This is a genomic window from Pseudomonas sp. WS 5079, from assembly GCF_012985465.1.
Classification (GTDB): Bacteria; Pseudomonadota; Gammaproteobacteria; order Pseudomonadales; family Pseudomonadaceae; genus Aquipseudomonas.
This window is the reverse complement of the sequence record NZ_JAAQWN010000021.1, coordinates 1-22528: the sequence shown is the minus strand read 5'-3', so window position 1 is coordinate 22528 and position 22528 is coordinate 1. Positions and strand designations below refer to the sequence as shown.

Here is a 22528-nt window from a genome sequence, read left to right as displayed (position 1 = left end):
GAAACGATGCATCGCCGATGGTAGTGTGGGGTTTCCCCATGTGAGAGTAGGTCATCGTCAAGATTAAATTCCGAAACCCCAATTGCGAAAGCAGTTGGGGTTTTGTTTTGGGCGGTCGAAAAGGCGCGCGCAAAGACTAGCCCGCAACTTCCTGCTATCCACCCCAACTACCCTTCGGTCAATTCAATACAAAGTGTTTCGGTATTTTTGGTAAGGTGCAGCAGCTTTTTCAGGGACGGCCTTTCAACCGCAGGATGCGGCATCACCCTTATTCAACGAGATGCTGTAGAAATGCCCGAAGCCATACCGATCAAAGACCACGAAAAAGAGCACCTCCTGGTCAACAAGCGCCTGCTGGCCTGCGCAATACTGGTGCTTGGCATCACCTGCGCCCTGGTCGCCCGCATGTATTTCCTGCAAGTGGTGGAGTTCGACTATCACTCCACCATCTCCGAAAACAACCGTGTCCACGTCCTGCCCATCACCCCGACCCGCGGCCTGATCTATGACCGTAACGGTGTGGTTCTGGCCGATAACCGTCCCAGTTACAACCTGACCATCACCCGCGAACGGGCTACCGACCTGAAAGGGGAGCTGGACTCGATCATCGCTCTGCTGCACCTGCCCCCCGAAGACCGCGCCGTATTCGACAAGGCCCTGAAGCAAGCCCGCCACCCGTTCGTGCCCGTGACGTTGTTCTATGAGTTGACTGAAGAACAGATCGCCATATTGGCCGTCAACGAATTCCGCCTGCCAGGCGTGGATGTCGAGCCGCAGTTCGTGCGGCACTACCCGCTGGGTGCACACTTTGCGCATTCCATTGGTTACGTGGGGCGCATCAACGAGAAGGAGTCCAAGGAGCTGGATTCGGTCGAATACCGTGGCACGCAATCGATTGGTAAAACCGGCATCGAGCGCTTCTATGAGTCGCAGTTGCACGGCCATGTGGGTTATGAAGAGGTCGAGACCAATGCCCAGGGTCGGGTCTTGCGGGTGCTCAAGCATACCGATCCGGTTCCCGGCAAAAATATCGTCCTGAGCCTGGATATCAAGCTCCAGGAAGCCGCCGAAGAAGCCCTGGGCGACCGTCGCGGGTCAGTAGTAGCCCTCGACCCGCAAACCGGCGAAGTCCTGGCGATGGTCAGCAAACCCAGCTTTGACCCCAACTCGTTCGTCACCGGCATTAGTTTCAAGGAATATGCCGCGCTCCATGACTCCCTCGACCGGCCCTTGTTCAACCGCGTGCTGCGCGGGCTGTATGCGCCAGGCTCGACGATCAAGCCGGAAGTGGCCATCGCCGGTCTCGACAGTGGCGTGGTCACCGCGCAAACCCGGGTCTTCGACCCCGGCTACTACCAACTGCCGGACTTTGATCACAAGTACCGCAACTGGAACCACAGCGGTGATGGCTGGGTGGATATGGACGCCGCCATCATGCGTTCCAACGACACCTACTTCTACGACCTGGCCCACAAGCTGGGGATCGATCGCCTGCACGACTACATGGCCGAATTCGGTCTTGGCCAGAAAGTCTCCCTGGACATGTTCGAAGAGTCGGCCGGCCTGATGCCATCCCAGGCCTGGAAGCGTGCCACCCGGCGCCAGCCCTGGTTCCCGGGCGAAACCGTGATCCTCGGCATCGGCCAAGGCTATATGCAGGTCACCCCGTTGCAATTGGCCCAGGCCACCGCGCTGATCGCCAACAAGGGCGTGTGGAATCGTCCGCACCTGGCCAAGACCATCGACGGTGTGCCACCCGTGGACGAGAACCCGATGCCCAATGTCGTGCTCAAGAACCCCCGCGACTGGGATCAGGTCAACCACGGCATGCAAATGGTGATGCACGACCCGCGCGGGATTGCCCGGGCGTCGGCCGCCGGTGCGCAGTATCGGATCGCGGGCAAGAGTGGTACCGCGCAGGTGGTGGCAATCAAGCAGGGCGAGCGCTACAACCGCCTGAAGACTCGCGAGCGCAACCGCGACAACGCATTGTTCGTCGGCTTCGCCCCGGCCGAGCACCCCAGGATCGTGATTTCAGTGATGATTGAAAACGGCGAGGCGGGCGGCCGGGTGGCAGGCCCGGTGGTGCGCCAGATCATGGATGCCTGGTTGCTCGATCAACAAGGCCACCTGAAACCGCAGTACGCCACGCCGGCCAAGACATCGGGCGACCCTCGTGTCTAGCGCCAGTATCGTCAAGCCGTCTTGAGCGAGGTTCCACTGGGGTAGATAAGCGATTGCATTTAGCCACAGCCTGCGCAGATAATGAGATGAATTATCATTAACGTGCTTGGCTGCCCGCGTGTCTACTCCTACCGATCCCAAGGTCCTTCTGGCAACGCTTTATGACGACAACCATCGCTGGTTGCGCGCCTGGTTGTATCGTCAGCTCAAGTGCCCGCAAGATGCCGCGGACCTGACCCAGGACACGTTTATCCGCATTCTGGATGCGCGCCAGCTCCATCAACTCGACGAGCCCCGCGCGTTTCTCAGCACCGTGGCGCGCCGCTTGTTGTTCAGCTTCTGGCGACGCAAACGGTTGGAGCAGACCTACCTCGACAGCCTGGCGCAGTTGCCGCACGCCTACACCCCTTCGGAAGAAGACCTGGCCCTGGTGCGCGAAGCGCTGGAAAGCATCGATCGCCTGCTCAATGGCCTACCGCCGCGTGTCCGGCAGATCTTTATGCTCAATCGCCTCGAGGGCTTGTCGCAGCCCGTCATCGCCCAGCAGTTGAGCGTGTCGCTGGCCACGGTAGAGCGTGATCTGCGCCGGGCTTTCCTGCATTGCCTGGCCGAGTCGGCGGACCTGACATGAGCCATCCCAAGGTGGACGCCACCACCCGCGCCGCCGTGGATTGGCTGCTACGCCTGGAGGCCGGGGCTGACGACCCCGCGCTGCGTCAAGCCTTCGAAGCCTGGCTGCGGGCCAACCCCCAGCACACCGTCGCCTGGCAGCGTGTGGGCAGTTTGCTGCAGCAGCCGATTGCTGATTTGCAGCGCGTCGAGGCCCGTAGCCCCGGCCAATTGCGCGCCGTTACCCAGGCCCTGGCGACGCCGGATTCCGAAGCGCGGCGCAAGGTACTGCGCGGTGGCCTGGCCCTGATGTTGTTCGGTGTCAGCGGTGCGGCGATCTTTGACCGCGCCCAACCGCTCAATGGCCTGTGGGCCGACCGCCACACCGCCACCGGTGAGCGCAAGACTTTCGCCTTGGCCGATGGCAGCCGCCTGAGCCTCAATGCCCGCAGTTCGGTGGACATCCACTTCAGTGACAGCCGTCGCCTGGTGCGCCTGCGTGAGGGCCAAGTGTTCGTGGACGTCGCCGCCGACCCGCGCCGGCCGTTTGTGATCGCCACCGACCAGGGCGAAGTCCAGGCCCTGGGCACGCAATTCATGGTGCGCCAGGAGGCCACCGGCAGCCTGACCTCGGTGCAGTTGCACAGCGTCCAGGTCACCACGCTCGGCGGCAGCCAGCGCCGTGTAGAGGCGGGGGAGGCGGCGTGGTTCAGCGATGTCGATGTGCGCCCGGTACCGCTCTCGGTACGCAGCCGCGCGGACTGGCGTGACGGCCGCGTGGATATCCGTGATGAGCCCTTGGGCCTGTTGATCGACGCCCTGCGGCCGTATCGCCGGGGCGTGTTGCGGGTCAGTGAGCAAGCCGCAAAAGTACGCGTCTATGGCGTGTACCCACTGGATGATCCGGCGCAAACCCTGGAGTCGCTGGCCCAGACCTTCCCCCTGCGCATCAGTCACTACGGCCCCTGGTTGACCCTGATAGACGTGCGTTGAGCCGACAATGGGAATTATTTTCACTCAGCGTGAGGGGGTCGCCGATCTCGCGAGTCAAGGTTAGGGAACGCCAACCTGACAATGAGCATCCTCACCCTATGGCACCCTTGATGATCCGTCCCTGCCTGTTGACCCTGGCCGTAACCCTGGCGGTGGTCGGCCACCCCGTGGCCGCCCTGGCCGATACGGCCGCCAGCACCCAGCAATATTTCAATCTGCCCGCTGCAGCCCTCGGCGATAGCCTGAGCCGGCTGTCGCGGGAAAGCGGGCGCACGCTGTCGGTCAGCCCGGCCTTGCTGCAAGGCCGCCGCGCGCCGGCGCTGCAGGGCCAATACAGCCCTGAACAGGCCGCGCAACACTTGCTGGCCGGCAGCGGCCTGGGCCTGACCGTCACCGACAATGGCACCTGGAGCCTGTACCTGCTGCCCGAAGGCGGCGCCTTGAACCTTGGCGCCACCACCGTCACCGGCCTGGTAGCAGAAAATGCCTGGGGCCCGGTGGATGGCTATGTGGCCACCCGCAGCGCCACGGCCACCAAGACCGATACACCGATCCTGGAAATCCCGCAGACCGTCAACGTGGTTACCGCCGACCAGGTCAAGGTCCAGGGCGCACGCAACCTGACCCAGTCCTTGCGCTACACCCCAGGCGTCGATACCAACGGCTACACCGATCGCAACACCATCGCCGACGAGCTGACCAGCCGTGGCTTCGCGCCCACCTTGTTGTATCTCGATGGCGCCTATCTGCCTTACGCCGGCAGCCTCGGTGGCGCGCCACAGATCGATCCCTACACCCTGGAACGCATTGAAGTGCTCAAGGGCCCGGCCTCAGTGCTGTTCGGGCAGAACCAGCCGGGTGGCATGATCAACCTGGTGTCCAAGCGGCCCACCACCGAGGCCCGGCACCAGGTCAAGTTTGGCCTGGGCAGTTACGACCGGGTCAATGGCGCCCTGGATTTCAGCGGCCCCCTCGATGAGGCAAAAACCTTGAGCTACCGCCTGATCGGCCTGGTCCGCGACGGTAACGAGATGGTCGACCATGCCACCGACAGCCGCACCTTGCTGGCCCCCAGCCTGACCTGGGCGCCCACGGATGACACTGCCCTGACGATCTATGGGCAGATCCAGCGTGACAAATCCCTGGCCGACTACCAGGCGTTGCCGGCCATTGGCACCCTGTACCGCAACTCCAAGGGCCAGCACATCGACCGCGACACCTTCCTCGGCGACTCCGACTGGAACAACTACATTCGCGATCAGTATGTGCTGGGCTATGACTTCTCCCATGCCTTCAACGACAACCTGGAATATAGCCAGACCGCACGGTTTACCGACGTCAACGACCGCTACAAAGGTTTCTACCTGAACCGCTTCGTCGAACTGCCCGATGGCAGCACCGACGACACCCGCGCCAGCCGCACCAAGCTCGACTGGCGCCAACACAACAGCGCCTACACCCTCGATAACAACCTGCAGGCCAAGTTCGCCACCGGTGCCCTGGAACACACCTTGCTGGTGGGCTTCGATCACCGCGAGTTCACCCGTAAATATCAGGGCTACAACCTCTCCGGCGCAGAAATCATCGACCTCTACAAACCGTCCAACTACCACACCTTTGGCCAGCCGCAACTGACCACCAAGTGGAACAACACGGTCAAGCAGACCGGCCTGTATGCCCAGGACCAGATCAAGTTCGACCGTTTCATCCTCACCATGGGCCTGCGTGAAGACTGGGCCGAAGTGATCAATCGCGACCTGCTGGACCACAGCACGGTGTCGCAGAAAGACAAGCAACTCACGCGTCGCGTCGGCCTGACTTACCTCACCGACTTCGGCCTGGCGCCCTACGTCAGTTATGCCGAGTCGTTTCTGCCCAGCGTCGGCCGGCTGGCCCCGGAGCGTGGCGGCGGCGCCTATAAACCGGTGGAAGGCGAGCAGTATGAGGCGGGCCTCAAATACCAGCCCAACGACCAGTCGCTGCTGACCTTGTCGGTGTTCCAGATCAAACAGAAAAACGTCCTGACCGGCGATCTGGTCTATCGCGAATACCAGTTGCAGGAAGGCGAAGTGCGTTCGCGGGGCGTGGAATTTGAAGGCAAGGCCCGGTTTGGCCAGGTGGAGTTGATCAGTGCGCTGTCGTACCTGGACGTGATCTATACCAAGAGCAACTACGGCGAAGAGGGTAACCGCAGCGAGGCGCAGGCGCCTTGGAGCGCCAGTACCTGGGCCGACTACCACTTTGCCGGCGATACCCTGGCCGGCCTGACCGTAGGCGGTGGTGCGCGGTATACCGGGAAGAAGTACGGCGACTCGGCCAACACCTTCAAGACCCCGTCGTTCGTGGTCTTTGACGCCACCGTCAGCTACGACCTGAGCCGCGTCAGCCCCACATTCAAGGGGGCCGAAGCCAGCCTCAACGTGCAGAACCTGTTTGACCGCGAGTACGTCTCGTCCTGCAACTACTCCTTTGGTTGCTATTACGGCCAGGAGCGCACTGCGTCCCTGGCCGTGTCCTACGATTGGTGAGCTACTTGATCACCACCGGGTTCACCGGCGCGCCGCTGCCACCGACAATCTTCAACGGCGCGGCGGTGTAGAGGAACTTCCACTGGCCGTCGTCGGCACAATCGGCGGCCAGATCCTCCAGCAGCACGATCTCGGTAAAGGCGATGCCGAGGTTGCGCATCAGCGCGCAATGCAACGGAATCTGCACCCCCGACACCGGATCGGTGATCACTTCGTTAGCGATGGTATCGGTCACCAGGTTGGGGATTTCCATGGCGTGGAACCACTCCACCAGTTCCCGGCTGTAGGTCAGGCCGGGCTCCACCAGGTCCTTGAAAAACTCGGTCTTGCCATACTCGTAGAAGGCGCCCATGGAGCCGGTACGGATGATCAGGATGTCGCGCTTTTCGATGGTCACCCCCTGGGCCTTCGCGGCGGCCAGCAAGTCCAGGTGGTTGAAGGTTTCGCCACGGCCCAGGTATTTCTTGCCGCGATGGCGGGCCATGTCGATCAGCACTGCGCGCCCGACCACGCCGCGCTCGGCAATCGCCAGCACACTGGCCTTGGCCATGCCGCCGACGGTGCTCATGGCGTCGTAGCCGTTCCACAGTTGATTGTCGTACCAGGCATGCCCGAGGGCGTCGTACTGGGTCGAGCCTTGCAGCTGCATGAAGATCACATCGTCGCAATACGCCGCGCCGCCGGTCATTTCGGGTTGCTTGCCGAAGTGGTAGTGGCTGTGATCCAGGGTGTTGAAGCGCATCGACGGGTTGCGCGCGGGCCACATCGGGTCGCCGCCCGGATGGCCGATCTGCACTTGCAGGGTGAAGGTCTTGCCCTGGCGCACCGCGGCCACGCCGCGCAGCACTTCGGTTTCGGTCAGGTAATTGAGGGCGCCGACTTCATCGTCCGGTCCCCATTTACCCCAGTTCTTTGGCAGGCCTTCGAGTAGCTGCTTGGTGCTCGGTTCGTTCTTGTTATGTAAGTCGCACATATCGACTCCGATCCCTTTGGTCGTTGAGTTACACGCAGCGCCCACCGTCGACTTCAAGGCAGGTGCCGGTGATAAAGGCCGCTTCGTCCGAGGCCAGGTACAGGCAGGCATTGGCCACGTCTTGCGGGGTGGAAAAACGTCCCAGGGGGATGGTTGCCATGAACTTCTGACGGTTTTGCGGGGTGTCCGGCACGCCCATGAACTCACTGAGCAACGCGGTTGCGCCGACCACCGGGTTCACGCAATTGACGCGGATATTGTCCGGCCCCAGCTCCGCCGCCATGGTCTTGCTCATGACCACCACCGCGCCCTTGCTGCCGTTATACCAGACCAGTCCCGGGCGTGGGCGGATCGCGGCGGTCGAAGCAATATTGACGAACACGCCGGCGCCCTGGCCGCGAAAGTGCGGCACAAAATGCCTGGCGCTGAGGAAGATGCTTTTGACGTTGACCGCGAACACCCGGTCGAACTCGGCCTCGTCCACCTCCAGCATCGGCCGGTTGCGGTGGGTGGTGCCGGCGTTGTTGATGACGATATCCAGCCCGCCGAATTGCTCCAGGGTCGCGCGCAGCAGCGCGCCCACGCTTTCGTCGTTGGCCACATTGACCTCGACGAAATGGGCATGGCCGCCGGTGGCGGCGATCTCATTGACCACCCGCTGGCCGCCGGTGGCGTTCATGTCGGCGACGATCACCCGCGCACCCTGTTGGGCGAAGGTCTTGGCGATCCCTTCACCAAAGCCGGAACCGGCACCAGTGACGATGGCAACTTTGTTTGCTAGACGCATGGAGTGTGCTCCTTTCTTGTTGTTGTAACGGCTTAGCCGTGTTTGATCGCGATGGTCTTCAAGGTGGTAAAGCCCAGCAGGGCCTCGAAGCCTTTTTCCCGGCCATAACCGCTGGCCTTGACGCCGCCGAAGGGCAGTTCAACCCCGACGCCGGCCCCGTAGTTATTGATAAATACCTGGCCACAGCGCAGCTTGCGCGCCAGGCGCATTTGCCGTGCGCCGTCGCGGGTCCATACGCCGGCGACCAGGCCGAACTCGGTGCCATTGGCCAGGCGGATCGCCTCGGCTTCGTCGTTGAAAGGCATCACGGCCAACACCGGGCCGAAGACTTCCTCCCGGGCCAGGCGGCTGTCGGGCGGCACGTCGCGAAACAGCACCGCTTCCTGGAAGTAACCACCACTGCCGGCCTCGGCCACCACCTGGCCGCGCGCGGCCACCGTGATGCCGGCCTGTTCGGCCTCGCGCACGAACTCACGTACCTGGCGTTGCTGCTTCTGGTTGATCAGTGGGCCCATGTCCAGGTCCAGCGCCGAAGGCCCGGTGCGCAGTTCGCGAAAACGCTGGCTGAGTTGCTCCACCAGCGCCTCATAAATGCTGCGCTCCACCAGCAGCCGGCTGCCCGCCGAACAGGTCTGCCCGCAGTTCTGCACAATGGCGTTGACCAGCACCGGCAAGGCTTGCTCCAGGTCGGCATCGGCGAATACCAGCTGCGGTGATTTCCCGCCCAGTTCCAGGGTCACCGGGCAGTGCCGTTCAGCGGCGGCCTTGGACACCGCCGTGCCGGTCAGGGTGGAACCGGTAAACGAGATGTGATCGATACCCGGGTGGCTGCACAACGCCGCGCCAGCCTCGTAGCCATAGCCGGTCACCACATTGATCGCACCGGCCGGGAAGCCCACTTCGGCGGCAATCTGCGCCAGGCGCAGCAACGACAGGCTGGCATCCTCGGCCGGCTTGACCACACAGGCGTTGCCCGCCGCCAGGGACGCACCGACGCTGCGGCCGAAGATCTGCATCGGGTAGTTCCACGGGATGATATGCCCGGTTACCCCATGGGGCTCGCGCACCGTCAGCACCGTGTAGCCGTTCTGATAAGGCAGGGTCTCGCCGTGCAACTTGTCGGCCGCGCCAGCGTAGTACTCGAAATAACGGGCGAGGGCGGTGGCATCGGCCCGCGCGACTTTCAGCGCCTTGCCAGTGTCCCGCGCCTCGATCTGCGCCAGTTCTTCGTGATGCTCCAGCACCGCCGCGCCAAGCCTGGCCAGCAGGCGGCTGCGCTCCAGGGCCGACAACGTGCCCCACGGCCCATCGAAGGTTTCGCCTACGGCCAGGCGCGCGGCGCGGACGGCGGCGTCCACATCGGCAGCGGTGCCCCGGGCGATGCTGGAGTAGGTTTCGCCGCTGCTGGGATCGATCACCGGGATGTCTTCCAGGGACGTCGAGGCTTGCCATTGGTTGGCGATGTAATGTGCGTTGATCATGTTCAGCTCCTGTTCCCGGCGATGCATTCGGCGATGGCCACGCCCACTTCGATCGTACTGGCGCTGCCGCCCATTTCCCGGGTGCGCGGGCCTTGCGCAAGCACCGTCTCGATGGCCGAGACAATCGCTGCTGCGGCCTGCTGGTACAGCGGGTCGCCATTGCCCAGGTGCTCGATCATCAACGCAGCCGACCAGATCTGCCCGATGGGGTTGGCCACGCCCAGCCCGGCAATGTCCGGCGCCGAACCGTGTACCGGCTCGAACAGCGACGGGTAGCGCCGCTCGGGGTTGAGGTTGGCCGAGGGGGCAATGCCGATGGTGCCGGTGCAGGCCGGGCCGAGGTCGGAGAGGATGTCGCCAAACAGGTTGGAGGCCACCACCACATCGAACCAGTCCGGGTGCTGCACAAAGTGTGCGCACAGTATGTCGATGTGGAATTTGGCGCTCTTGACGTCCGGGTAGCGCTGGGCGATCAGGTTCACCCGCTCGTCCCAGAACGGCATGGTGATGGAAATGCCGTTGGATTTGGTGGCGGCCACCAGGTGCTTGCGTGGTCGCTGCTGGGCGAGTTTGAAGGCGTAGTCCACCACCCGGTCCACGCCTTCGCGGGAGAAGATCGACTCCTGCACCGCGATCTCGCGCGGCGTGCCTTCCCACATCCGCCCGCCGACGCTGGAGTACTCGCCCTCGGTGTTCTCGCGTACCACGATAAAGTCGATATCCCCCGGCACACGGCCGGCAAGCGGGCAGGGCACGCCGGGCATCAGGCGTACCGGGCGGATGTTAACGTACTGGTCGAACTGGCGGCGGATCTTGAGCAGTGACTCCCACACCGCCGTATGGTCGGCGATGATGTCCGGGGCACCCACGGCGCCGAAGAAGATCGCATCATGGCTGCCGATCTGCTCGGCCCAATCGTCCGGCATCATGGTGCCGTGGGCCAGGTAGTGCTCGCTGCACCAGGCAAAGTGATCGAACTCAAACGCAATCCCGAAGCGCCGGCTGACGGCCTCCAGTACGCGCAGGCCTTCGGGCACCACCTCGCGGCCGATACCGTCGCCGGGAATCACCGCAATACGATGGCGGGTGCTGGTCGTGGAATTGGACACGCCGTGTCTCCTGTTTTTGTTGTTGTCAGTGAGGCGGGGACATTCTTGGCACAGGTGCAGCGGTGGGGGAATTGCTGATTACAGAAGCGGCCTTCGCAAAAATCGAAGGCCAGTGATCAGTCGCAGTGGCAGGCAACCAGGTAGTCGAATAATGCCAGGCTCGTCGGAGACGGCTGTTGCTGGCGCATGCAGAGGTACATCTGGCGATCGGCCCAAGGGTCGTCGATTTCGATAAAGCGCAAGGCCATCTCCTTGCGAAAGATCTGCACCGCGCCCTGGGGCAACACGCCAACCCCTTGCCCGGCGGCAATCAGCCGGCACACCGCTTCAAAGCTGCGTACCTGCACCCGCAGGCGCAGCGGCATGCCAATCGCGGCGGCGGCTTCGGTGATCAGCGCGGTGATGGCGGCGTTATCCTCCAGGCCCACAAAGTCATAGCCCAGCAAATCGGCAAAGCGCGCATGGCGCATCTTGAACGGATGATCATCGGGCACCAGCAGGCACAGGCGGTCCTGGCAGTACGGGGCAAAGCGCAAGTCCTCGCCGCCCGGCTGGGTGGTGACGATGCCCACATCGGCCACGCCATCGCGCACCGCCTGCAGGATTTCGCGGCTGCGCTCTTCGCGGATATCCAGGCGGATGCCGGGGTGCAGAGCGTTCCACTGGGTCAGTTGGCGGGGCAGTTGCTGGCTCATTGCCGAACTGTTGGCATACAGGCACACGCGGCCGGTGGCGCCCTTGGCGTAGTCGGCGAGGTCAGCGTGCATCCCATCCACTGCGCGCAAAATCGCCAACCCATGCTCGACCAACACCTCGCCGGCCGCCGTGGGCGAGACGCCAGTGGAGGAGCGGTGTAACAGGGCGACCTTGAAATGCTGCTCGAGCAACGATAGGCGCCGGCTGGCCGCTGACAGCGAGAGGTGCGACTGCTCGGCCGCCCGGGACAGGCTGCCGAGCTTGACCGTCTTGAGGAACAGCTCGATGGAGGTGAGATCGGGGGCCATGCCAGAGTCCTTGTGCGCGGTCTGTGAAAACTACGCAGTTGGGACAGGACTGTCCAATCGTCTGATACAACGTTGGAGGCGCCGCCGATCCCTTGTGGGAGCTGTCGAGCCCCGGCGAGGCTGCGATGGCGGCGGCATTGCCAGCATTGATGGTGACTGACCCACCGCCATCGCAGCCTCGCCGGGGCTCGACAGCTCCCACCTTTAATCTTTGCTGCCTTGAGTAAAGTGCCGGTTAGAACTCGATGCTCGCCGACAGCTTGGCCACCCGTGGGTCGCCCTGGGTCAGGTAGCCGCCCATTGCCGACTCCCAGTATTTGGTATTGGCCACATTGTCCACGTTCAGCCCCAGGGTGACGTCGCGCTGGTCCACTTTGAAGTTGTAGCGTGCGCCCAGGTCAAAGCGGTTCCAGGCCGGCAGGCTGAGGTTGTTGGAGGCATCCACGTACTGCCCGCCGGTACGCAACATGCGCCCGCTGAGGGTCACGCCTTGCAGGCCAGGCACATCCCATTCCACACCGGCATTGAGCTGGAACGACGGCACGCCAATCGCGCGGTTGCCGTCGTTGGCGCCGTTCTGGGTGCCCTTGAGCTCGGTTTTCATCACCGTCGCACCGCCGAGCAAGCGCAGGCCGGCCAGCGGTTCGCCGAATACGTTGAGCTCTACGCCTTTGTTGATTTGCTCGCCTTCACGCACGAAGCGTGCAGTGGTGGCATCGATGATCTGGGTGTAGCCGGCGCCGGGCTGCTCGATGCGATACACGCCCAGGGTCGCGCCGTAGGTGCCCATGTCAACCTTGACCCCGGCCTCGATCTGCTTGGAGCGTGCCGGCGCGAACGCCTGGCCACCGCCAATCACCGTACGCCCAGAGGAGTTAACCGGCGAAACAGGCCCCTTGGCCAAACCTTCAATCCGATTGGCATACAGCGACACATGCTCCCAAGGCTTGAACACAATGCCGTACACCGGTGTGGTGATCGACTGATCGTAGTTGGCCGTGCGGCTGCCGCTCATATAGTTGTAGCCCTGCACCACCATTTGCTGATGGCGCAGGCCCAGGGTGACCAACAAGCGATCATCGATAAAACCAACGGTGTCGGACACCGCCGCGCTGCGCATGAAGGTCTTGGCGGTGATGGTCGGGTCGCTGAAGTCGGTGCCAGGGGTATTGCGCGGGCTGTTCAGGCGCGGTTCGGCGCCGGTTACCGGGTGGTAGATATTGGTGCTGGTCTTGGCGCTGTCGAACACATAGGCGTTGCGCGCCTCGGTCCAGATCCCGGCCAGGCCGAAATTCAGGCGGTGGCTCACCGGCCCGGTCTGGAAATTGCCCTTCAAGCCGGCCATGGCGCTGCTGTTGTCTTCTTCGTGGGCGATGGTCGAGGCGCTGGTCTGGGCATTGCCCAGGTTGTCGTTGACGGTCACCGAGGAATACCGGCCCATCTCCCGGGTATGCTTGGCACCGCCCGCCGCGTAGGCGGTCCAGTTGTCGTTCAGGTCGTACTCGGCGCGCAGCATGCCCAGGGTGTCTTCAATATTGGTTGCGCTCCAGCGCGGCGCGTAGTTGGTGTCGGCGGAAGGGGCGTCGGGTACGTGGGTCACCAGGGGGCCGAGGAACACCGAGTTGCGCCCGCCATTGACGCGCTGCTTCTGATACGCGAAATCCCCCGACAGGCGCAATGCATCACCACGGTAATCCAGGCCGACGGCAAACAGCTTGGAGCGCTGGTTCTCATTGTCGGTGGCGGTATCGCCTTCACGCTGGGACAGGTTCACCCGCGCCCCAAAACGATTGTCTTCACCAAAACGCTGGCCGAGATCCAGGTGCTGGCCAATCCGGCCTTCGCTACTGATATCGGTGCTGAAGCGGCGCAGCGGCACGTCGTCGGCGCGCTTGGGTTGCAGGTTCACGCCGCCGCCGATGCCGGAGCCGGAGGGCGTTACCCCGTTGATAAAGGCGTTGGGGCCCTTGAACACTTCCACCCGCTCCAGGGCGTCGGTGGACATGATCTGCCTGGGCAGGATGCCGTACAGACCGTTGTAGGAAATGTCGTCGCCATTCAGTGGCAGGCCACGAATCACGAACAATTGCGACTGGTTGGCGTAACCCGAGGCCTGGCGCACGGACGAGTCGTTGAGCAGTACATCGCCTACCGTCTCGGCCTGTTGGTCGCGAATCAGTTGTTCGGTGTAGGAGGCCATGCTGAACGGCACGTCCATGATGTCCTGGTTGCCCAAGACCCCCAACTGCCCGCCGCGTGCGACCTGGCCGCCGGCGTACACCGGGGGCAGGGCGCCGGGGATGATGGATTCGGCGCTGATGCTGGTTGCCCCCAATTCCAGGGCCTGGCCATTGCTCGCATCCTGTGGGGTTTGTTGGGGGGCGCTGTGGACAGCAAAGCTCAGGGAGCAGCACAGGGCGAGCAGGGTCGGGCGAAACGGCACGGCGAGTCGGGTACAAGTGGGCATGGTCGATCCGGACGGCGAAGCGTCAATGTGAGGAAGGGGGCAACAACGTTGCGCTTCCTCGTTGCGCGAATACGACTCCAGTGCAAATGATAATAAATGCTAAATGATATTTCACAAACTGATTTGTGATGTATGACTTTTCTGAAGGGCAAAAAATTTCTATTAAGGCCTGATGGCGGATGCCGAGTAGAATCGCGCCCTGAAAGCGATTCCTGAGGTGCGGCAAGGTGGATTTACAGCAGGGTTTTGTCCTGACCCGGCATTGGCACGACACCCCGGCGGGCACGCAGGTCAGCTTCTGGCTGGCGACCGACCAGGGGCCGCGGTATATCCGTCTACCGGTGCAGCCTTCGGTGATGTTTATTCCGTTGGCCCATCGCGAGCACGCGCAACGGGTGCTCAAGGGCGAGCGCGACGTGGAACTGCGCCCGCTGCAGCTGTGTGATTTCCACCACCGCCCGGTCCTGGGCCTCTACACCCGCCAGCATCGCCAGGCGATGGACCTGGAAAAACGCCTGCGCCAGGCCGGCGTGGATGTCTACGAAGGCGATGTGCGCCCGCCCGAGCGCTATATGATGGAGCGCTTCATCACCGCACCGGTGGCATTTGGCGGCACGCCCGGCGAGGGCGGGATGTTGCTGGAGGCGCAGATGAAGCCCGCGCCCGACTACCGCCCGGCGTTGAAGCTGGTGTCGCTGGATATCGAAACCACCGCGCGCGGCGAGCTGTATTCCATCGCCCTGGAAGGCTGCGGCGAGCGCCAGGTGTATATGCTCGGCCCGCCGAACAAAACCTGCGCGGTGGATTTCAAGCTCGAATACTGCGACAGCCGCGCCCAACTGCTGGAGCGCCTCAACCAGTGGCTGGCGCAATACGACCCCGACGCGATCATCGGCTGGAACCTGGTGCAGTTCGACCTGCGGGTCCTCCACGAGCATGCCCAACGCCTTAACGTGCCATTGCTGCTTGGCCGTGGCGGCGAGGCTATGGCCTGGCGCGAGCACGGCAGTCGCCACCATTTCTTCGCCGCCGCTGCCGGGCGGTTGATCATCGATGGCATCGAGGCCTTGCGCTCGGCGACCTGGACTTTTGAGTCATTCAGCCTGGAAAACGTCGCCCAGACCCTGCTGGGCGAAGGCAAGTCGATCGCAACGCCGTATCAGCGCATGGACGAGATCAACCGCATGTTCGCCGAGGACAAGCCCGCCCTGGCGCGCTACAACCTCAAGGACTGCGAGTTGGTGACGCGGATTTTCGAGAAAACCGAGTTGCTCAAGTTCCTTCTGGAACGGGCCAGCGTTACCGGCCTGCCGGCAGATCGCAACGGTGGTTCGGTGGCGGCGTTCACCCATTTGTATATGCCGCTGATGCATCGCCAGGGCTTTGTCGCGCCCAACCTGGGGGACAAACCGCCCCAGGCCAGCCCCGGCGGTTTTGTCATGGACTCGCGGCCGGGGCTGTACGAGTCGGTGCTGGTGCTGGACTACAAAAGCCTTTATCCGTCGATCATTCGCAGCTTCCTGATCGACCCCGTGGGCCTGATCGAAGGCCTGCGCCATCCTGACGACAGCGAGTCGGTGGAAGGCTTTCGCGGCGCGCGCTTTTCCCGCACCCGGCATTGCCTGCCGGCCATTGTGGCGCGGGTCTCCGAAGGCCGCGAAGTGGCCAAGCGCGAGCATAACGCGCCGTTGTCCCAGGCCCTGAAGATCATCATGAATGCCTTCTACGGCGTGCTCGGCTCCAGCGGCTGTCGGTTCTTCGACACGCGGCTGGCGTCGTCGATCACCCTGCGCGGCCACCAGATCATGCGCCAGACCCGCGAACTGGTCGAAGCCCAGGGTTATGAGGTGATCTATGGCGACACTGACTCCACCTTTGTCTGGCTCGGCAGTGCCCATTCCCAGGAGGACGCCGCGCGCATCGGCCAGGACCTGGTGCAACACGTCAACCAATGGTGGCGCGAGCGCCTGCACAGCGAATTCGGCCTGCAAAGCGCCCTCGAACTGCAATACGAAACCCACTTCAGCCGCTTCCTGATGCCGACCATCCGCGGGGCGGAAGAGGGCAGCAAGAAGCGCTATGCAGGCCTTGTGACCCGCGCCGATGGCAGTGAAGAAATGATCTACAAAGGCCTGGAAACCGTGCGCAGCGACTGGTCGCCCCTGGCCCGCCAGTTCCAGCAGGAGTTGTACCAGCGCATCTTCCATCGCCAGCCCCATCAGGATTACGTGCGTGACTACGTGCGCCGCACCCTCAGCGGCGAGTTCGATGAGCTGCTGATCTACCGCAAGCGCCTGCGCCGGCAACTGGGCGACTACGAACGCAACGTGCCGCCCCATGTACGGGCCGCGCGCCTGGCGGATGAATACAACGACCGCCAGGGCCGCCCGCGCCAGTACCAGAACGGTGGCTGGATTCGCTACGTGATCACCGTCAACGGCCCCGAGCCCCTGGAAGTACGCCAGGCACCGATTGACTACGACCACTACGTCACCCGGCAATTGCAGCCGGTGGCCGATGCGATCCTGCCGTTTGTCGATGATGATTTCAGCACCCTGGTCGGTGGTCAGATGGGCTTGTTTTAACCCCTGGAACACGTTTCACTCTGGACGCTGAATCTCCAGGAGGAAGGCCCATGTACACGCTCTACGGTACGCAAAGCTCTGGCTCATGCATCGTCGAAATCGCCCTGCAACGTTGCGGCGTGCCGTGGCAGCAGGTCGATGCCAGTCCCTGGGGCGATGCGGCGGGGATGGAGGCCCTCGGGCGGATCAACCCGCTGCGGCAAATCCCCACCCTGCAACTGCCCGACGGCAGCGTGTTGACGGAGAGCGCGGCGATCCTGATCCACCTGGGCCTGGAGTATCCGGCCAGCGGATTGCTGTCCGGCAACCGCGCGCAGATCATTCGCGGCCTGGTGTATATCGCCGCCAACTGCTACTCGGCAATCACCATCATCGACTACCCCCAGCGCTTTCTCGCTGACGCCGACGAGGCGGTACAGGCGCAACTGATCGCAGGTACCCAGCAGAAACTGCACCGCACCTGGCAGTTGTTTGCCGAGCAATTTGCCGGGCAACTTTTTACCCCGCAGGGGCTGCCCAATGCCTTGGGCATCATGGCGGCGGCCGTGTCCCGCTGGGAGGGTGTGCGCGACGTCCTGCAACACTCCCACCCCGCGTGCGCCCAGGCCCTGGCGCAGGTGGATGCCGACCCGCAGGTGGCCCCGGTGTTCGCCTGGCACTGGCCGGATTGGCCCGGGCAGTGAGCCTTGGCAATCAGAAGAAACAATGAGCCCCGAAGCGCCTCAAGCCCTTGCGTCGCGGGCGTCCTGGCCTACTCTTTCTGATAGTCGCGTAGGAATCATCCTTGAAATTGACTGTCGCAGACATGAAACTCAAAAACTCTGCATGGAATTGGAAGGAGGTACGCATGCTCGTCCGGTCGCTGACCCTGGCTACCTTGATGGCGTTTACGGGGCCGTTGTTGGCTGCGGATAACCGAGGCCCGCTGGAACAGGATCAAGGCAAATTCCGCCCGCTGATCGTGATTGCACCCAGCTCCATCGACCCGACTCAGGTCCAGCTCAAGAAAGACCTTGAACAGCCTGAGAACAAACAGAAGTTCACCGAGCGCAACATGGTGCTCTACACCGTGAACTACACGAGCATCGGCACCGTCGGCCAGCGTGACGGCAAGGACCTCGGCGCCCAGGACACCAACGCGCTGATCCGCGCCCTGAAGCTTGGCGCCAGTGCCGGCACCAAAGTGATCCTGGTGGGCAAGGACGGCGAGAAGAAAGTTGAAAAGACCGTGCCCCCCGATACCCTTGACCTTGCAGAGTTCTTTGCGGCTGTCGACAAGATGCCCATGGCAGAAAAAGAAGCCGCCGCCCCCGCCGAGCCGGAACCCGCCGCCCCGGCAGCGGGCAAACCTGGCGCCAAAGCCAAGCCTGGCAAGCACGCGCCGCAACCGCTGGAAGATTGATGCTCCTCGCTGGCGCCTACAGGGGAGGTGCCAGCGAACCCTACAAGCTGTATGCCACTTGCAGGCATTGCGCCATGAAGCATATGATAACCGTTATCATTTACGGCTTACCTTCTGCGCGCACCCTCCATGCCCCCGAACCCTGCGACAAGCCCTACTGACCTGGCCACCCTGTATCAGCAGCAACACCGCTGGCTGCAGCACTGGCTGTGGCGTCGCCTGAACTGCTCGCAGAGCGCCGCCGACCTGGCCCAGGATACGTTCCTGCGCCTGCTGGCCAAGAATCAACCCCTGGAAGTCCAGGCGCCTCGCAGCTTTCTGGCGAAGGTCGCACAGAGCGTGTTGTCCAATCACTTTCGTCGGCAGAAGCTGGAAAAGGCCTACCTGCAAGCCCTGGCGCTGTTGCCCGAAGAGGTGGCCCCCAGCGCCGAGACGCAATGGCTGCTCCTGGAAACCCTGATGGCCCTCGACGAAGCGCTCAGCCGCCTGGCATTGCCGGTGCGCCAGGCCTTCCTCTGGTCGCAGCTCGACGGCTTGAGCCACGGCGAGATTGCCGAGCGCCTGGGCACCAGCATCACCACGGTCAAGCGCTACATCGTCAAGGCCGGTGCGCAGTGCATTGTGCTCGACAGCCAGCGCCCATGAATCCCTCGCCCCTGACCCTGGACGCCGCCGAGCAGGCCATGCACTGGCAGTTGGAGTTACAGGCGCCGGATGTCACCGAACAGACCCGCGCGCAATGGCTGGCGTGGCGCCAGCAGGACCCGCTCAACGAGCAGGCATGGCAGTATTCCCAGCGATTTTTCCAGCGTGTGCACGAGGTGCGCGACCCGGCGCACCAGGCGCTGGTCAGCGCCACCCTGTTGCCGGCGATGTCCCGGCGCCGGGTGCTGAAAAATCTGGCCCTGTTGCTGGCCGCCGGCAGTGTGGCATGGACCGCCCGGGACGCTGGCCTGCTGCAACCCTGGACCAGCGATTTCAGCACCTCGGTCGGTGAGCAATGGCGCATCGACCTGGCGGACAACAGCCAAATCCAGCTCAACACCGACACCGCTGTCGATGTGAACTACGGCCCTGACCAGCGTCAGATCCATCTGCTGCGCGGGGAGATCCTGGTGCTGCCCAACCCGTTGGATGCCCGCCCGCTGTGGGTGAAAACCGCCGAAGGCCTGATCCATGTCACAGGCGGGCGCTTCAGCGTGCGCCAGCGCGATGGTTTTACCCAGTTGGGGGCTGACCAGCAGCCGCTGGCGGCGCAGATTCCAGCGCGCAACCTGAGCCTTTCTCCCGGCGAAATCATCAGCTTTGACCCGCAGACCCTGCTGGCGCGGCGCTCCCAGCGCGCCGGCGAACTGGCCTGGAGCCGCGGCATGATCGTCGCCGAGGGCCTGCGCCTGGAAGACTTCCTCAATGAATTGAGCCGCTACCGGCGCGGGCATCTGGACTGTGACCCGAGCGTGCGCGAGCTGCGCGTGTCTGGCACCTATCCACTGGCCGACACCGACCGCATTCTTGCGGCACTGCAACAGACCCTCAAGCTGGATGTGCAGCATTTCACGCGCTTATGGGTGACGTTGAAACCGCGGCGGGCGCAGGTATGAATTTATTTCGCATGCAGGTGGTCCGTTTCCGAATCTCACGAGACTTATATCCCCAGACACTCACTTATCTGGGGAACAGGGCATGCACCCGCAACGCACCATCCGGGCAACACTGAAAAAATCACTGGCCGTGGCCGTCGTCCGTGGCATCGCCAGCTTCGGCGTGGCTGCGCCGCTGCTGTTGGCGCCGGCCTGGGCCATGGCCGCGCCACAGCAGGAATTCGATATCGCCCCAGGCTCACTGGCCGGCGCGTTGAACCAGTTTGGCCAGACCGCGCAGATCCTGCTGTCCTACCCGGCCGCCCTCACGCAAGGGCAGACCAGCCCGGGCCTGCAAGGGCGGCATGACCTCGACAGTGGCCTGGCGATCCTGCTCAGCAACAGCTCGCTGCAAGCCGTGCGTGGCAGTGGCGATAACTACTCCCTGGAGCCCCGGCCTACCGACGGCGCATTGCAACTGGGCACGGTGTCGATCTCCGGCAAGGCGCCGGGGTCGACCACCGAAGGCACCGGTTCCTACACCACGCAGTCGTCCAGCAGCTCCACGCGCCTGAACCTGACGCCCAGGGAAACCCCGCAATCGCTGACCGTCATGACCCGCCAGCGCCTGGATGACCAGCGCCTGACCAACCTGTCGGATACCCTGGATGCCACCCCCGGCATCATCGTGTTGCGTGATGGCCTGGGGTCGGAAAGCGATAGCTATTTCTCCCGTGGTTTCCAGATCCAGAACTTCGAAATCGACGGTGTGCCCACCGTCACGCGCATGGACAACTATACCCAGAGCATGGCGATGTACGACCGGGTGGAAGTGGTGCGTGGCGCCACCGGCTTGATCAGCGGCATGGGCAACCCCTCGGCCACCATCAACCTGATCCGCAAGCGCCCGACGGCCGAGGCGCGGGCCAGCGTCACCGCTGAAGCGGGCAACTGGGACCGCTACGGCAGTGGCCTGGACGTGTCCGGCCCGCTGACCGAAACCGGCAATGTGCGCGGGCGCCTGGTGGCCGACTACAAGAGCGAACATGCCTGGGTCGACCGCTACAAGCAGCAGACCCAATTGCTGTACGGCATCACGGAATTCGACTTGAGCGAAGACACCTTGCTGACCCTGGGTTTCAGCTACCTGCGTACCGACGTGGATGCCCCGGCGCGTTCCGGTTTGCCCACGCGCTTTACCGACGGTTCGCGCAGCAACCTCAGCCGTTCCCTGAATACCGCACCGGCCTGGTCCTATAACGACCATGAACAGACCAGTTTCTTTACCTCCATCGAACAGAAGTTCGACAGTGGCTGGAGCGCCAAGGCCGAGTTCACCCATTCGCAAAACAAGTTCGATGAGGTGTTCAACTACGTCAATGGCAGCCTCAACAGCGATGGCAGCGGCACCACGCAGTTGCCGGTGCGCTTCTCCGGTACGCCGCGCCAGGACAACCTCGACCTGTACGCCACCGGCCCGTTCAGCCTGCTGGGCCGCGAGCACGAGTTGATCGCCGGCGTGACCCTGTCCAAGTACAAGGAAAACGTGCCCAGCCATGGCGGCTGGAACTACGCGTATTCCGGTTCCCCGGCGGGCGCCATCGACAACCTGTTCAACTGGGACGGGCACTCGGCCAAGCCGGACTTCCCGGTGACCGGCAAATCCTCGGTGGATGAAAGCCAGTACGCCGCCTACCTGAGCACGCGCCTGCGCATGACCGACGACCTGAGTGTGATCCTCGGCAGCCGGGTCATCGACTGGAAGCGCGAAACCGCAGACAGCCCCTATGGCGGCGTCGCCACCCGCACCGATGAATCGGAGACCGGCGTGTACATTCCCTACGCCGGTGTGGTCTACGACCTGACCGACAACTGGTCGGCCTACGCCAGCTACACCAAGATCTTCAATCCCCAGGCCAGTTGGGTGCGCGATATCAACAACAAGGCCCTGGAACCTATGGAAGGCAAGGGCTACGAGCTTGGCTTGAAGGGCAGCTTCTTCGACGAGCAGTTGAACACCAGCCTGGCGCTGTTCAAGCTGGAGCAGGACAACCTGGCGATCTGGATCGACACCCCGGGCGGCAACACCTACCGCAACGAGAAGGGCACCACCACCGAGGGCGTCGAGTTGGAACTCAACGGTCAATTGGCTGAAGGCTGGCAAGCCTCTGCGGGCTATGCCTATGCGGTCAGTACCGATGCCGACGACAAACGCATCGTCACCACCTTGCCCCGCCAGAGCCTGAAGACCTTCACCACCTACCGCCTGCCGGGCGCGTTGAACAAAGTGACCGTGGGGGGCGGGGTGAACTGGCAGAGCAAAGTCGGTGAAGACCTGCACACGTTCAGCCAGGGCAGCTACGCCATCACCAACCTGCTACTGCGCTATGACGTGACACCGCAGTTGAGCACCTCGGTCAATCTCAACAACCTGTTTGACCGCGAGTACTTCAGCTATGCCGGCAACCACGGGATGTACGGCGCACCGCGCAACCTGATGACCAGCGTCAAATACGATTTCTAAATCCACCCACGCCCCCCTGTGGAAGCTGGTTCAGGCACCATTTCTGCCAGCTGACACACCGCCATCGCAGGCAAGCCAGCTCCCACATTTGATTTGTGGCGTGGCACAAATCCTATGCCCAACAGAGATCCCTTGTAGGAGCGGGCTTGCCCGCGATAGCGGTAGTTCAGGCACCATTTCCGCTAGCTGACACACCGCCATCGCAGGCAAGCCAGCTCCTACATTTGAACTGCGGTGTGGCAAAAATCCTAAGCCCAACTGAGATCCCTTGTAGGAGCGGGCTTGCCCGCGATAGCGGTAGT

At 63.0% G+C, this 22528-nt stretch carries 16 protein-coding genes; 10 read left to right on the top strand and 6 right to left on the bottom strand.

What is annotated here, in order from left to right:
* Positions 1-291 precede the first annotated feature (291 nt).
* From mrdA to HBO05_RS28745, 4 genes are all read left to right on the top strand, one after another.
* Positions 292-2184 (top strand): penicillin-binding protein 2, encoded by a 1893-nt coding sequence (mrdA, locus tag HBO05_RS28760; protein WP_172314994.1) that lies wholly within the window; start codon positions 292-294, stop codon positions 2182-2184.
* Between the two features lie 118 nt (positions 2185-2302).
* Positions 2303-2815: a sigma-70 family RNA polymerase sigma factor gene (locus HBO05_RS28755; protein WP_057439140.1), complete on the top strand. Its 513-nt coding sequence runs from the start codon at positions 2303-2305 to the stop codon at positions 2813-2815.
* Entirely contained in the window at positions 2812-3786 is a 975-nt protein-coding gene (locus HBO05_RS28750) for a FecR family protein (protein WP_172314992.1), read from the top strand. Before HBO05_RS28755 ends, HBO05_RS28750 begins: the two co-directional genes overlap by 4 nt.
* Before the next feature lie 110 nt (positions 3787-3896).
* The gene (locus HBO05_RS28745) at positions 3897-6314 is read left to right on the top strand and encodes a TonB-dependent siderophore receptor (protein ID WP_262381478.1); all 2418 of its coding nucleotides are present in this window, start codon (positions 3897-3899) and stop codon (positions 6312-6314) included.
* A 1-nt stretch (position 6315) separates the two neighbouring features.
* Here HBO05_RS28745 and HBO05_RS28740 read toward each other — a convergent pair whose 3' ends face one another.
* The 6 genes from HBO05_RS28740 to HBO05_RS28715 form a co-directional block, all read right to left on the bottom strand.
* Entirely contained in the window at positions 6316-7287 is a 972-nt protein-coding gene (locus tag HBO05_RS28740) for a cyclase family protein (RefSeq protein ID WP_169957320.1), read from the bottom strand.
* A gap of 28 nt (positions 7288-7315) precedes the next feature.
* Positions 7316-8074: an SDR family oxidoreductase gene (locus HBO05_RS28735; protein ID WP_172314988.1), complete on the bottom strand. Its 759-nt coding sequence runs from the start codon at positions 8072-8074 to the stop codon at positions 7316-7318.
* A gap of 32 nt (positions 8075-8106) precedes the next feature.
* Positions 8107-9555 carry an aldehyde dehydrogenase family protein gene (locus HBO05_RS28730; RefSeq protein ID WP_172314986.1) on the bottom strand — a complete coding sequence of 483 codons (1449 nt, stop codon included), beginning with the start codon at positions 9553-9555 and terminating at the stop codon, positions 8107-8109.
* Positions 9556-9557: 2 nt separating this feature from the next.
* Positions 9558-10664: a tartrate dehydrogenase gene (locus tag HBO05_RS28725; protein WP_169957325.1), complete on the bottom strand. Its 1107-nt coding sequence runs from the start codon at positions 10662-10664 to the stop codon at positions 9558-9560.
* 116 nt (positions 10665-10780) lie between these two features.
* Entirely contained in the window at positions 10781-11668 is an 888-nt protein-coding gene (locus HBO05_RS28720) for a LysR family transcriptional regulator (RefSeq protein WP_172314984.1), read from the bottom strand.
* A gap of 235 nt (positions 11669-11903) precedes the next feature.
* Complete coding sequence (locus HBO05_RS28715; protein WP_172314982.1) at positions 11904-14135, bottom strand: TonB-dependent siderophore receptor; 2232 nt, start codon at positions 14133-14135, stop codon at positions 11904-11906.
* 227 nt (positions 14136-14362) lie between these two features.
* Here HBO05_RS28715 and HBO05_RS28710 point away from each other — a divergent pair, with 227 nt between their 5' ends.
* The 6 genes from HBO05_RS28710 to HBO05_RS28685 all read left to right on the top strand — a co-directional run bounded on the left by HBO05_RS28710 (position 14363) and on the right by HBO05_RS28685 (position 22226).
* Positions 14363-16720: a DNA polymerase II gene (locus HBO05_RS28710; RefSeq protein ID WP_170043686.1), complete on the top strand. Its 2358-nt coding sequence runs from the start codon at positions 14363-14365 to the stop codon at positions 16718-16720.
* A 50-nt stretch (positions 16721-16770) separates the two neighbouring features.
* Positions 16771-17403 (top strand): glutathione S-transferase, encoded by a 633-nt coding sequence (locus HBO05_RS28705; protein WP_172314980.1) that lies wholly within the window; start codon positions 16771-16773, stop codon positions 17401-17403.
* A 164-nt stretch (positions 17404-17567) separates the two neighbouring features.
* Positions 17568-18122 (top strand): DUF4174 domain-containing protein, encoded by a 555-nt coding sequence (locus HBO05_RS28700; RefSeq protein ID WP_032862995.1) that lies wholly within the window; start codon positions 17568-17570, stop codon positions 18120-18122.
* Between the two features lie 129 nt (positions 18123-18251).
* Entirely contained in the window at positions 18252-18767 is a 516-nt protein-coding gene (locus HBO05_RS28695; protein WP_172314978.1) for a sigma-70 family RNA polymerase sigma factor, read from the top strand.
* On the top strand, positions 18764-19723 hold the full coding sequence (locus tag HBO05_RS28690; RefSeq protein ID WP_172314976.1) for a FecR family protein: 960 nt from the start codon (positions 18764-18766) through the stop codon (positions 19721-19723). Before HBO05_RS28695 ends, HBO05_RS28690 begins: the two co-directional genes overlap by 4 nt.
* An 82-nt stretch (positions 19724-19805) precedes the next feature.
* On the top strand, positions 19806-22226 hold the full coding sequence (locus HBO05_RS28685; protein WP_172314974.1) for a TonB-dependent siderophore receptor: 2421 nt from the start codon (positions 19806-19808) through the stop codon (positions 22224-22226).
* Positions 22227-22528: the final 302 nt, after the last annotated feature.